Here is a 12,248-nt window from a genome sequence, read left to right on the forward strand (position 1 = left end):
GCAAGGTTAATTGCAGATCGACTTGGGGATTACTTGGCTAGAAGCTGGCAGATTTGCGACGAAGCGCATTTGGGCGATGTGGCTTTAGTCCGACATCTTGGGTCTTCACTGCTGCCAGTCGATCCACGCGCCATAGGGGTGGCAAAGCGCCAACAGATGCGTCTCGCCATCGGGCCATGTCGTCAGCTGGAGTTCCACGCGGTCGCGGCCCGCATCCCATTCGAATGCGACATGGACGAGCGGCCGGTCCGCATCGGCTCGTCGTCCTGCAGCCTCCACCATGTCGATCAGCAGTCGGCGCCGCTCAAGCGGCAGATACTGCAGGAACATGGAATGAAAGATTGCGCGACAATGCCCGCGGGGCTGCGCATCCTCCAATCTCTGCCGCAGCCAGTCCACCGCGTCCTCTTGCTGCACGGCGGGCGGATAGGCTTGACCAACTTGCAATGCCGCGTTTAGTCGAGCCGCCCGCGCGGGCTGGTCAGCGAAGATGAAGGATCGCAGCAGGTCGCGATTGGAGGGCTCATTGATCCCGACGGGACGCATATCGACGCCATGCGCGGACAGAATGGTGACGTCGGCCACATCCGGCGAAGTGCCGGACCAGTCGGGTGCGATCTGCACCGGTGACGACGCATCGCCACATCGCGTGTCGCCCAGCCGGTATCCGTAGCGCGCCATGTTGAGGTTCAGGCCAGCGCTGGAGCCGAGTTCGAGCAGGTCGAAGGGCAGGCCGAACCTCGCCGCCGCCCGCATCAGCGCGGCGTAAAGCGCAGCCGCTCGGCCCACTTCGTTGGTTTGAGGCGGATGGCGCATCCGCTCGGCGATAAAGGCGTCATGTTCCGCAAGCGCCTCGCCCACCGCGGCATCGAACAGCCGATGATCGTTTGCGTACAGGCCCGACAGCGCCGCGCACCTACCCTCTCTTGCAAGCGCGTGAAGGGCCGCGTTGAACCGCATGCCTAGTGCCGCGCCAGAGGCATCGCCCGACCAGTTCCGAAGGAACGTGTCGGTGATCGGCGCCCGCCATAACTGCCGATCGCCCGCTTCCAGAACGTCGGCGACGAACGACGAGCCGATCGAGCGCATCACCACCGCTTGACGGATCAGATCGTGCCGGGCGCCGCTCATCGGGAAATCATCTACGCTCGACGTCCGCATCATCAACACTGAAGAACAGCCCCTTGGCACCACAGAGCCATGACGCGCACAATGCAGCGTCTTGGTTGACAAAGCCTCAACGGGCCGACCTGTCGGCAGATGCCGCACGTCCGGCCAGATCGGCTGTGTTTCGGTGATAGATCATGCACCTCGACCAACGGGGGTCGACCCTCCACCTTCGCATTAAGAGCGCGCAGCAGATCTCCGGCAAATCCGGCGCGGGTAAACCAGCCGGGTGCCACGCAAACCGCTGCCCAAATTCAGCTAGAATACAATATGCTAATGCGAAGCCGTTGCAAGTACGTCTCCCGCTCCCTATCCGGCTTCTCTCACAGGGGAAGAACATGAAGATCGCAATCGGCATGATCGCCGTCGCTGCCATGTGGACAGGCGGCGCAAGGGCTCAGGACATCCAGACGGGTGAAGATGCCGCCGACGTCGGACCGGAGGACATCATCGTGACGGCTGCACGAACGAGTCTGCCGGCCAGCGCTCTGCCTCTGACGGTCGACGTGATCGACCGCGAAACCCTGTCGCGTCAGGTCGCCGTATCCGGATCGGTCGTCGATGCGGTATCCGCGCTGCTGCCGGCCTTTTCTCCCACGCGAGAGAAGATCACGGGCTTCGGTGAAACGCTGCGCGGCCGATCGCCTCTCTACGCGATTAACGGCATTCCGCAGACTACCCCGATCCGGGACGGCGCCCGCGACGGCTACACCATCGACCCCTTCTTCATCGACCGGGGCGAGGTGATCTACGGCTCCAACGCCCTGCAAGGCATCGGCGCGACCGGCGGCGTGGTCAACCAGGTCACCGCGCGGGCGCCCAAGGACAATGGCTGGAGCGGACGAACCCTGCTGCAAGGCAACAGCGGCGACGACTTCTCGGGTGCGTCGTTGGGAGGAAAGGTCGCCGGTCTCGTCAACCTTCGCAGCGGTCCGTTCGATGCCACGGGCGGTGTCGCCTTTGAGCGGCGCGGCGTTTTCCTCGACGGTCGTGGCAGGAATATCGGCCTCGACGGCAATCAGAGCGAGATACAGGACACCGACAGCCTGTCGTTCTTCGGTAGGGTCGGGGTCGATCTCTCCAAAACCGCCCGGCTGGAGGTGATCGCCAACCGCTTCAAGCTGGAAGGCAACAACCACTACGTCCCAGTGGACGGTAACCGCGTGCTGGACATCCCCGCGACCAGCCGGCGCGGAGAGACGCCGGGCCAACCGTCCACCGGCCTTGCCGAAATGGTGTCGGCTTCGCTCACGGACGGCGATCTGGCCGGCGGGGCGTTCACGCTCCAGGGCTTCTATAATCGCACCAGCGATACCTTTGCGGGCGGCATCCTCGCCACATTCCAGGACTCACGGATAGCAACGGTCGGCACGCTGTTCGATCAATCGCGCAACGTGTCGCGAAAGCTCGGCGGCAAGATCAGCTACGAGCGCGCGGTGCCGGGGTTCGAGGCTCTGACGCTGACCGCCGGGTTCGATGCCCTGATCGACCGCACGAAGCAGGACCTCGTGCAGACGGGTCGAGCTTGGGTGCCGCAAACCGATTTCCGTAGTCTGGCTCCGTTCGGCCAGGCCAATCTGAAAATGTTCGACGGCGTGGTCAGGCTCGCGGGGGGCGTCCGTTACGAGAACGTGCGGCTCGACATTCCCGATTATACGACGCTGGCCAGCGCGGGCGCGCGGGCGGTGACCGGCGGCAAGCCGTCGTTCAAGCGGGCCTTGTGGAACGGCGGCGTCGTGCTGGAGCCGGTCAAGGGGATCCGCGCCTATGGTAGCTACGCGGAAGGTTATACGATCGCGGATATCGGCCGTGTCCTGCGTGGTATCAGCCAACCCAATATCCGGATCACCGACTTCCTCGACCTCACGCCCGTGATCTCCAACAACCGGGAGGTCGGCGTCGAGGTGACGCAAGGACCCCTGGAGGCCAGTGCCACCTACTACCGGTCGTCAAGCGATCTGGGGCAGGTGCTGGTCCGCAACAGCGATGGCTTCTTCAATGTCGCGCGCCAGCCGATCAACATCGAGGGCCTGGAGGTGAACCTTGCCGTCCGCACCCCGCTTCCTGGTCTGAAGGTCGGCACCGGCTTCAGCCACGTCGATGGCCGCACGGACACCAACGCGGATGGCACGATGGACGCCGACCTGGATGGTGCCAACATCTCGCCGGACCGGCTCAACCTCAACCTGGATTACAGCCGCGGACGCTTCAGCGCGCGAGTGCAGGGACGATACTACCTGTCCCGCCATTTCCAGGGCCAACCGATCGCCAACGACTTTGCCGGCTATCGGCTGTTCGATACCTATGTCGCTTATGAGCTGCCGGTCGGCCGCGTGATGCTGAGCGTCCAGAACCTCGGCAATACGGATTATGTCACCTATTATAGCGAGACGCAGGGACCCACCGACAACGCCCGCTTCTACACGGGGCGGGGCCGCAACTTCACGCTGAGTTGGCAAGCGGGCTTCTGATGCGCGTGTTGTCGCTGCTGCACCGCTGGATCGGCGCGATCGGTGGCCTGCTCCTCGCGCTATTGGGCCTGACGGGCACGATGCTCGTGTGGCGGAACGCGCTGACCTGCGTCGACCATGCCGGCGATCCTGTCCGCGCTGATCCGGCGTCGCTGGCTGCAATCGCGGGTGCCCTGTCGCAGGGACCGCGCCCCGTCGATCGCATCACCTTTGCTGGCGATGGTTTGACCGTGCATCAAGCCATCTTTGCAGACGGCAGCGGAGCCTATGTCAGCCAGGCAGGCCACACCGTCGCCCGGTGGTCCGCATCGTGGCAGCGCCCGGAGCTGTGGCTTTTCGATCTGCATCATCGCCTGCTGATCGGCGAGACGGGGGAGACCGTAACCGGGGTCGCCGGCTTGGTCGGCCTGTTCTTCGTCGTCACCGGCCTCATCCTTTGGTGGCGAACGCGCGCGCGCTTTCGTCCGCGCCTGTGGCCCAAGACGATGAAGCCGGGTGCGATCGTCCATCACCACCGCGACATGGGCGTGGTGATGTCGCCGTTGCTGCTCGTGTCGCTCGTGACGGGCGTACTGATGGTCTTTCCGGCCCTCGGCGGTTCGTTGCTGTCCGAGACACGCGTTCCCGCGCCCAGACTAGCTGCTGCCGGTGCGGAGCCTGCGAGGCGCGACCTGAAGCCCCTTTTCGTGGCAGCCGCCACGATGTTCCCCCGTGCCGAGTTCCGTCGCCTGCAATGGCCGCGCAAGGCCGGCAGTCCCCTCGTCCTGCGGCTACGTCAGCCGTTCGAATGGACGCCGAACGGACGCACGTTCGTGTACGCGGACCCGGTCACGCTGACGATCGTCGGCAAAGCGGATCCGGCAACAGGAGGCGTAGCGGCCTCTATCCGCGAGAAGCTTTATCCGATCCACGCTGCCAAAACCGGCGGTCTGCCATGGAAGCTCGCCATGAGCGGGTCGGGCCTGGCACTGACACTGCTCGGTAGCCTGGCGGTGTACGGCTTTTGGCGGACGCAGTGGAACATCGGTCAAGCCAAAGGCAGGAAGCGGAAAGCTCCGTGACGGTGTTGGAGCCGCTGATCGTGACATCAGCCGCGACCGTGGCCAGGTTAGTTTCTGAAGGAAAGCTCTGACGCACCGAGCCTATCCGAACACCGGTCGTCGGTGCGGCAGGGCTGATCTGTGCCCGCTGGGGGCGCAGACTATGCTACTCCCGGTGTTGCATCGGTGGTCGGATAGGCGGCGATCAGCGCGTCCAGTCGCCAGCGGATGTCATGAGGCAGCGCGAACGTGTCGCGGGCATAGTCGCGATGCCCCGTGCCGGCCTGTCGGACCAGATCATCGTGCATGTCCCCCATCAGGCCGTTTATGGCGCTGAGAAAGCGGGACATCTTCCACAGCCTGTCGTCGGGCTGCAACACGTGGAGCGTGTCGTAGAACGACACCTGACGGCTGACGACCTTCCGAACGGCGTGGAAGACGTGCGCAGTGATCTGCGGTTGTTGTAGCCAGGTCGCCACCCGACCGATCTCGGCACGTCGGAACCTCAGAAAGCCCGCGGCATCGTCCAGACGGACACGTTCCACTTCACGCCGCACGATCATTGAGATGGGCCGGGAAAGCAGGAGGCGTAGCAGCAAGGCATAGCCGCGCGTCGCGTGCGGACGGCGGTTGCGGAATGCGTCTTGCAGATGGCCCATCACCGCCACCGTCGCGGCGAACAGGCGGGGCGGCCGATGCTTCACGCCGTAGAGCACCAGGGCGAAGCGCAAATGCTTGTAGCTGGCGCGCACATGCTTGTAGCGAAGGCGCGCCTGTTCGGGCAGGTCGGTGGAGATCAGCAACCGCTCCGCCAGGTGACGCATCTCGGCCGGCCGAGCCTCCTGCATCCAGAACTGCACGCACAGGTCAAGGCAACGGCGCATGTCGTCTTCGGAGAAGTGTACGGGGACGGGTACCGGCAGGCTGACGTCCGGATCGACCACGTCGTCTGTCTCGACCGCCTGGAACAGCGCGTCCAGCTGTTCCTGCGCATAGAGCGTTCGGGTTCTCACCGAGCGGGCGGTCACGCGACGGCCTGCTGGGCGGACCAGGGAATGGCCTCGCGTTTGCGATACGCGGCCAGCGTCGGGATCAGCATCGCCACCGCTTTCAGCAGGACCCCGGCGATATAGGCCATCCCGGCGCCGAGCAGACCGAACAGGTGGATCATGGCGAACAACAGTCCGGCGTAGCCGAGCGCAGCCAGTGCCTCCGCCACCAGCGCCGCGCGCTGCCGCCCGGCCATGTACAGCAGCGATTCGAAGGGGAAGCTCGCCATGCTGACCACCAGCGACACAGTCATCAGCCGCAACAGGTCATAGGCCTCCAGATAGCGTTTGCCGAAGACCAGCCCGATCAGCGGTTCGCCGCCGATCACCACCAGCAACAGGATCAGGAACCCCATCGCGCCCGCGATCAGCCCACTGCGCACCGCGAGCAGCCAGGGGTGGCGGCTGGCAGGATCGAGGCGCATGATCTCCGGATAGAAGCTGCGCGACAACAGGTCGGCCGGCTTGCTGGCGGAATCGAAAAAGGTCGCCGCGATCTTGAACAGCCCGGCGCTGGCGGGACCGAGCATCGCGCCCACGATCAGGTTGCTGACCGGACCCCAGGCCGACCACACGGAATGGGCGATGTTGGTCGTGACAACGAAATTCCACGCTCCGCCCAGTCGCCGTCCGGGACCGGCGAACCGGGGGACCAGCGCACCCGGCATGTCGCGGCGGCGCAGTTCGCGAACCGCCATCAGCCAGAGGCACAGGTCGCCGGCCAGATCCGCCACATACCATGTGACGACGAAACCGGGAAAACCCAGATGACCGGCAAAGGAGATCACCCCACCAACCGCGCGGATCAGGGGCGTGACCGCCTGTTGCACCGCGATCTGGTCGAACCGATCCAGAACGCGCAGGATTCCGGTCGGCGTGGCGGCGGTCATGGTCGGGATCAGGGTGCAATATACCAGCGCCCAGGGCAGGTCGGCGCGACCGATGCCAAACCACCCGGCAAGCAGCGGCAACAGCGCGAGCCCACCGATCAATCCGACGCAGCCGCTCGCCAGATCGAGGGCGACCGCAAATCCCGTCACGTCGCGAAAGGCATCGCGATCGTCTCGACCAAGGGCGGGGGCGCCGTATCGGACGATGAACTGCCATGTCTGGAACTTCACCAGTCCACCGACGCCATTGGCGTAGGAGTGGATCAGCACCAGCGTCCCGAACAGCGCCGCTGACATGCCGCGCCCGGCGCACGCCAGCGCCACCAGGCCAAGCAGGGCGCCGACCAGCTTGCCGGACCCCAGGAACGAGGCGTTGCGGACGATGGTGCGGAACACGCCGTCCGCGAACCAGTGCTTCACGAAGCGTGACCGTTCGTTGGCAGAGGGGGCGCCACCTGATCGTCGGGCCCTCCGACATCCAGCGTCGCCAGCCGCGCGCCGATCGCGGACTGGGCCTGCGCCAACACCACGTCGAACGGTTGTTCGGCGTCCAGTTCGACGATCGGTGCGCCGGCGAAGGACAGATGCGGCACATCGGCGACCTTGCGCGCCAGCGAGCGGGGGCGGTGATCGGGCTTGCGCCGCATCGCCGTGTCCAGCGAGACGTTCAGGCGTAGCACGAGGTCCGGCACGGTCGCCACCATGTCTTCGTAACGGCTGCGCTCCGCCCTTGCGAGCAGGCCCACCAGACCAGAGGGCCTTGCGCCGGCAAGGCCCAGGCCGTCCATCGGGCCGGGCCGCAACAGTTGCGGAAAGCGGTCCGCGATGATGGCCCACCCCTCGGCCCGCAGGCGCAGCATGTGTCGGAAACGCCGTACCCGCCGCAAGGAGAAGGCGTAGATCACCAGCGCTTCGGGCAGGGCCGGGCCGCCCTCCGCCTGCGCCTTTTGCGCCTTTGACTGGATCGAGCGGTCGAGCCGTTCACCCATCAGCGGCAGGCGTCCGATGCGGCGGCCGATATTCCCGGACTGCTTGCCCAGGTGGCAGATCACCGTCGGGCGTGCCTCGTTCATCCAGGCGAGCAGGGCCTCGGTCAGGGTCGATTTGCCCGATCCGTCGCAACCGACCACGGCGATCAGGGGAGGGCGCTCATGGCCGTTCATCGGACGATTTCGGAACCTTGGATATGCGATACGACGCGGGTGGGGTGCCCCGCGCTAGCCGCGTAGTCCATGATTACGCAACACGCCAACGACCGCGTCCAGGACATCCGCATAGCTTCGGGTCGCATCCACGTCGACGACGGGCGCGCCCGCGAAGCGCAGGGTGGACAGCACCGCGACCTTTCGGGCCAACAGGCTGCGCTTGTGATCGGCCTTGCGCATCAGCGCGGTGTCCGGGTCGACGTTCAGGCGGATCACCACCGTGGGGCGATGTTCCGCCATGCGCTGATACAGGCGACGTTCGCGTGCCGCGAGCCGCTCGACCAGGTCGCTGCCCGGACGGGACCAGGACAGTGCCGGCCCGTCGAAGCTGCCGGCGACCTCCGCCTGCGGGTAACGGTCCGCCACGATCAGGACGCCACGCGCACGCAACCGCATCATGCGGCCGAATCGCCGTTGCCGCAGCAGGGAAAAGCCGAACATCACCAACGCGGTCGCCAGCCCGGGCAGCCGTTTGGTGGCGCCGTCATGCGCCTTGTCCGCCTTGGCCGTCAGGAAACGCTCCGCCACCCGGCCGATCAAGGGCAGGCGGCCGATTCGCCGGCCGAGGTCTCCCGTGCCGAGGCCGAGATACACCAACTGCACCTCACCATGCCGCGTCAGGCGCGCGGTCAGGTCCGCGGCAAGGGTCGACTTGCCCGCGCCGTCGCAGCCGACCAGCGCCACGCACGGAGCGAGCGCAGTGTGTCGCCGGACATGCGACGGCACGGTCGGGTGTAACAAAACTTCCGCATCATCGTGGAACAGTCGGAACGTCGTCATCGGAAAGGCCGCTTGATTCGCGGGCGGAAGGGTGGTGCCTGTGCGACCGCTCTTCCATCCAGAAGGGGAAACTGCGGATAGTAGGCAGGCAACCTGATGCGAGGCTGATGACCGCCCGTCATGGGCCGGCGGCGTCTGCGCGCCGGTTTGACGGACGCAAGTCGGGTGACGTAGGTCGATCGCGCTTGCTTGGGGCCGACGTGCGGCGCCCCGATCCCTGTGGAGCATCGCGATGCCCCGGCTGCTGGTTGCGGAGGACGACGCCGATCTGGGTGTGGCGATGAAGCGGTCGCTGGAATGGGACGGCTATGTCGTCGACCTGTTCGCGCGCGGGGACGAGGTGCTCGCCGCGGCTAGTGTCAACGACTATGACGTCATCCTGCTCGACATCGGCCTGCCGCGAATGTCCGGTGTCGAGGTGCTGCGCGAATTGCGCTCGCGCAGGAACACGACCCCCGTCATCATCATCACCGCGCTGGACCGCACCCGTCATCGCGTGACCGGGCTGGATGCGGGCGCGGACGATTACCTGGTCAAGCCGGTGGAGCTGGAGGAACTGGCGGCACGCATCCGGTCCCAGCTGCGACGCGCCGACCGGCGCCAGGCCGACTGCCTGAGCGTGGGAGAGGTGACGCTGGACCTTTCCGGCCATGTCGCGTCGCTGCGCGGCGAGCCGGTCGCCCTGACGGCAAAGGAGTATCGCCTGCTGGCCTTGTTGATGCGGCGCAGCCGGCGTTTCGTGTCCAAGGCCGATCTCGAGGGCGAGCTGTACGACGGCGACCACGGCGCGGATTCGAACACGGTGGAGGTCGCCATCTCCGCCTTGCGGCGCAAGCTGGGCCGCGACTTCATCCGCACCGCGCGGGGGCTGGGCTATATGGTCGGCGGCGCGACATCATGAGGCGGACCAGCCTGTCGACGCGGCTGTACCGGCGCGTCATCCTGTTGCTGGCGCTGTTCGGACTGGGGAGCAGCCTGATCCTGTATGCGGTGGCCAATCGCGAGGTCGATCGGGCCGCGGATGCCCAACTCGTGACCGCATCCCGACTGCTCTACATGATGATGCAGAACGACCTGACCGCAGGCGTGCTGAACGTGCCGGGGCCGGCGTCGTTCGACAGGGAAGCGCGCCTGTTGACGGCCGAGGAAAAGACCGCGTTCGGCATGTCCTACGACTGGTGCATGTTCGCCGTGTTCTGGAACGGCCGGCTGGTTGCCCGGTCGGGATGGGGGGCGCCGATCTCGGTGCTCCCGCGCAAGGCAGGGTTGCACGATTTCCGCGCCACCGGCGATCGCTGGCGCAGTTTCGGGCTGGAGGAACAGGGCGGCAAGCTGCTGATCGTGGTCGCCGAACGCAATGCGACCGTCGAGTTCTCGATCCTGCGCGCGTTGGGCAAGCTGGTGTTGCCGCTGTCGTTGCTGATGGCCGCCGGCATGGTCATGCTGTGGTGGACGCTGCGCGCCAGCCTGTCGGAAGTGGAGCGGCTGACTTCCACCATCTACGACCGATCGCTGGCGGATCTGACGCCGTTGACACCCGGTGACTGGTCCCCCGACCTGGAGCCGCTGATCACCGCGCTCAACACCCTGTTCCTGCGCCTGGGCGACGCGTACGAGCAGGAACAGGCCTTTACCGACGATGTCGCGCACGAACTGCGCACGCCGCTCGCCGCCATCCGTGCGCAGGCGCAGTTGCTGTCGCGGGGCGACCCCGCCAACATGCGCGAAGAACTGGGCCGGCTGGTCAGGGGGGTGGACCGTGCCAACCGGCTAATCGACGGCATGCTTACCCTCGCCCGCCTGCACGCGACGACGTTGGACAGCCGTTCGGTCGATGTCCACGAACTGGTCGCGGAAACGGTGGCGGAGGCGGCGATGAGCCTTCCCCCGGAGGCGGTGGAGTTCTCCGTCACGCCCGACCATGTGGTACGCTGGCGATGCGACGCCGCGACGCTCGGCATCGCCTTGTCCGCGGTGATCGACAACGCGCTGTCGCACGCGCGATGCGGCGGCACGATCGACATCGCGCTGGTGCGCGCCGACGAGCGTCTGGTCGTCACCGTGGCGGACAGGGGCCCCGGTATCCCCGAACAGGACCGCGAGCGCCTGCTGCATCGATTCGAGCGCGGCGACTCGGCCTCTCCCGGCAGCGGCCTGGGCCTGTCGATCGCGGCAAAGGCGATCACGCTCAGCGGTGGCTCCATCCGGCTGGAGGATCGACCCGACGGTACCGGGCTGCTGGTGGTCTTCACGCTCCCCGCCCTTGCGGACTAGGCCGCGTCTGGAGCCGGCGGTCGGGCTCGTGTCGAGGCAAACCTCGTATTCGCCCGTCAGTCCTCCCGAGGCGGTGCGGCGACATCCAGCTTGGGCAGGAGGATGTGGACGATCAACAGCGCGACGAGATACGCACTCCCCGCCCAGATGAAGACGGGCACGTAGCTGCCGACATGCTCCAGCACCTCTCCGACATAGCGGGCCATGATCATGCCGCCCACCGCGCCCGCGGCACCGCCTATGCCCATGACGGACGCGACGGAGCTTTTCGGAAACGTGTCGGACACCATCGTATAGAGGTTGGACGACCACCCCTGATGCGCCGCCGCGGCGACGCCGATGATCGCGACGGCGGCGGACAGGCTCGACACGCTGCTGGCGAACACGATCGGCAGCACGAGCACCGCGGAGGCCAACAGTGCCAGCTTGCGCCCCGCATTGACGCCATAGCCGCGCTTGATCAGCGCTGAGGACAGCCAGCCGCCGCCGATGCTGCCGACATCCGCCAGCAGATACACCGCGATCAGCGGCGGGCCGAAGGTCTTCAGGTCCAGCCCGTGGCGCTTGGCGAAGAAGTCGGGCAGCCAGAACAGGAACAGATACCAGACCGGATCGGTCAGGAACTTGGCACTGAGAAAGGCCCAGGTGCCGCGATATCGAAACAGCCTGCGCCACGGGATCGTCGCGGTCCCGGTGTCGTTGTCCTGATCCGCGCCGATATAGGCAAGTTCCTGCGCGGAAAGGCGTGGGTGCCGTTCGGGCGCGCGATAGAAGGCGAGCCATGCGGCCAGCCAGACGAAGCCGAGCAGGCCCGTCACCACGAACGCCGTCCGCCATCCGTAGTTGAGCGCGATGATCGGCACGACCAGGGGTGTCGCGATCGCCCCCACATTGGCGCCCGCGTTCAGGATGCCAGCGGCAAGGGCGCGTTCCTTCTTCGGAAACCATTCGGCGACCGACTTGATCGCGGCCGGGAAGTTCGCCGATTCTCCCAGGCCCAGCGCGAAGCGTGCGAGCGAAAAGCCGCCGGGGCTGCGGACCAGCGCGTGCGCCAGCGCGGCCAGGCTCCACACCGTAATCGCGGCGGCATAGCCCATCTTCGACCCGAGCCGGTCGATCAGCGGTCCGCAGGCAAGCAGGCCGATCGCATAAGCCGCCTGGAACCAGAAAACGATCATGCCGTAATCGACCTCGGACCAGCCGAGATCGGTTTGCAACGTGGGTTTCAGGATGCCGATGACCTGGCGGTCGATGTAGTTGATCGTCGTGGCGAAAAACAGCAGCGCGCAGATGACCCAGCGGACGTTGCCGCCGGCGCGGCGAAGCTGGGGCGGGCCGGGAGCCGTCGCCTCTGTTGAACCGTCCACGCTTC

At 66.1% G+C, this 12,248-nt stretch carries 10 protein-coding genes; 4 read left to right on the forward strand and 6 right to left on the reverse strand.

Translation table 11 applies throughout. The features are described 5' to 3' along the window. Positions 1 to 105: 105 nt before the first annotated feature. Complete coding sequence (locus BMX37_RS08945) at positions 106 to 1,131, reverse strand: DUF2332 domain-containing protein (protein WP_093665414.1); 1,026 nt, start codon at positions 1,129 to 1,131, stop codon at positions 106 to 108. Positions 1,132 to 1,505: 374 nt separating this feature from the next. Between BMX37_RS08945 and BMX37_RS08950 the strand changes: the two genes are divergently transcribed. Together BMX37_RS08950 and BMX37_RS08955 are read left to right on the forward strand one after the other, a co-directional pair. Beyond that, positions 1,506 to 3,638, forward strand: a complete 2,133-nt coding sequence (locus tag BMX37_RS08950; RefSeq protein WP_093665415.1) for a TonB-dependent receptor — start codon at positions 1,506 to 1,508, stop codon at positions 3,636 to 3,638. Then, positions 3,638 to 4,699 carry a PepSY-associated TM helix domain-containing protein gene (locus BMX37_RS08955; protein ID WP_093665416.1) on the forward strand — a complete coding sequence of 354 codons (1,062 nt, stop codon included), beginning with the start codon at positions 3,638 to 3,640 and terminating at the stop codon, positions 4,697 to 4,699. Before BMX37_RS08950 ends, BMX37_RS08955 begins: the two co-directional genes overlap by 1 nt. Positions 4,700 to 4,839: 140 nt before the next feature. On the opposite strand, the gene BMX37_RS08960 is transcribed toward BMX37_RS08955, so the two are convergent. The 4 genes from BMX37_RS08960 to BMX37_RS08975 are packed head-to-tail and all read right to left on the reverse strand — an operon-like array spanning position 4,840 to position 8,602. Continuing rightward, a complete protein-coding gene (locus BMX37_RS08960; RefSeq protein WP_139198058.1) occupies positions 4,840 to 5,691 on the reverse strand; it encodes a hypothetical protein in 852 nt (283 codons plus the stop codon). An 11-nt stretch (positions 5,692 to 5,702) separates the two neighbouring features. Further along, positions 5,703 to 7,037 carry a lipopolysaccharide biosynthesis protein gene (locus BMX37_RS08965; protein ID WP_093665418.1) on the reverse strand — a complete coding sequence of 445 codons (1,335 nt, stop codon included), beginning with the start codon at positions 7,035 to 7,037 and terminating at the stop codon, positions 5,703 to 5,705. Continuing rightward, entirely contained in the window at positions 7,034 to 7,780 is a 747-nt protein-coding gene (locus BMX37_RS08970; protein WP_244501489.1) for a nucleoside/nucleotide kinase family protein, read from the reverse strand. The genes BMX37_RS08965 and BMX37_RS08970 overlap by 4 nt, the downstream gene beginning before the upstream one ends. A gap of 54 nt (positions 7,781 to 7,834) precedes the next feature. Beyond that, positions 7,835 to 8,602: a nucleoside/nucleotide kinase family protein gene (locus tag BMX37_RS08975; protein ID WP_093665419.1), complete on the reverse strand. Its 768-nt coding sequence runs from the start codon at positions 8,600 to 8,602 to the stop codon at positions 7,835 to 7,837. 232 nt (positions 8,603 to 8,834) lie between these two features. Here BMX37_RS08975 and BMX37_RS08980 point away from each other — a divergent pair, with 232 nt between their 5' ends. Both BMX37_RS08980 and BMX37_RS08985 read left to right on the forward strand, forming a co-directional pair. Beyond that, the gene (locus BMX37_RS08980) at positions 8,835 to 9,503 is read left to right on the forward strand and encodes a response regulator transcription factor (protein WP_093665420.1); all 669 of its coding nucleotides are present in this window, start codon (positions 8,835 to 8,837) and stop codon (positions 9,501 to 9,503) included. Next, positions 9,500 to 10,876 (forward strand): sensor histidine kinase, encoded by a 1,377-nt coding sequence (locus BMX37_RS08985; RefSeq protein ID WP_093665421.1) that lies wholly within the window; start codon positions 9,500 to 9,502, stop codon positions 10,874 to 10,876. Before BMX37_RS08980 ends, BMX37_RS08985 begins: the two co-directional genes overlap by 4 nt. A gap of 56 nt (positions 10,877 to 10,932) precedes the next feature. On the opposite strand, the gene BMX37_RS08990 is transcribed toward BMX37_RS08985, so the two are convergent. Further along, positions 10,933 to 12,243 carry an MFS transporter gene (locus BMX37_RS08990; RefSeq protein ID WP_093665422.1) on the reverse strand — a complete coding sequence of 437 codons (1,311 nt, stop codon included), beginning with the start codon at positions 12,241 to 12,243 and terminating at the stop codon, positions 10,933 to 10,935. Positions 12,244 to 12,248 lie beyond the last annotated feature (5 nt).

It is taken from the genome of Sphingomonas gellani (assembly GCF_900110035.1).
In the GTDB taxonomy this organism is placed as follows: domain Bacteria; phylum Pseudomonadota; class Alphaproteobacteria; order Sphingomonadales; family Sphingomonadaceae; genus Sphingomonas; species Sphingomonas gellani.

Excerpts from the sequence above, each read along its gene's own strand:
- BMX37_RS08980 (WP_093665420.1), top strand. The coding sequence starts at position 8,835 with ATGCCCCGGCTGCTGGTTGCGGAGGACGACGCCGATCTGGGTGTGGCG.
- BMX37_RS08950 (WP_093665415.1), top strand. The coding sequence starts at position 1,506 with ATGAAGATCGCAATCGGCATGATCGCCGTCGCTGCCATGTGGACAGGC.
- BMX37_RS08945 (WP_093665414.1), bottom strand. The coding sequence starts at position 1,131 with ATGAGCGGCGCCCGGCACGATCTGATCCGTCAAGCGGTGGTGATGCGC.
- BMX37_RS08975 (WP_093665419.1), bottom strand. The coding sequence starts at position 8,602 with ATGACGACGTTCCGACTGTTCCACGATGATGCGGAAGTTTTGTTACAC.
- BMX37_RS08985 (WP_093665421.1), top strand. The coding sequence starts at position 9,500 with ATGAGGCGGACCAGCCTGTCGACGCGGCTGTACCGGCGCGTCATCCTG.
- BMX37_RS08955 (WP_093665416.1), top strand. The coding sequence starts at position 3,638 with ATGCGCGTGTTGTCGCTGCTGCACCGCTGGATCGGCGCGATCGGTGGC.
- BMX37_RS08970 (WP_244501489.1), bottom strand. The coding sequence starts at position 7,780 with ATGAACGGCCATGAGCGCCCTCCCCTGATCGCCGTGGTCGGTTGCGAC.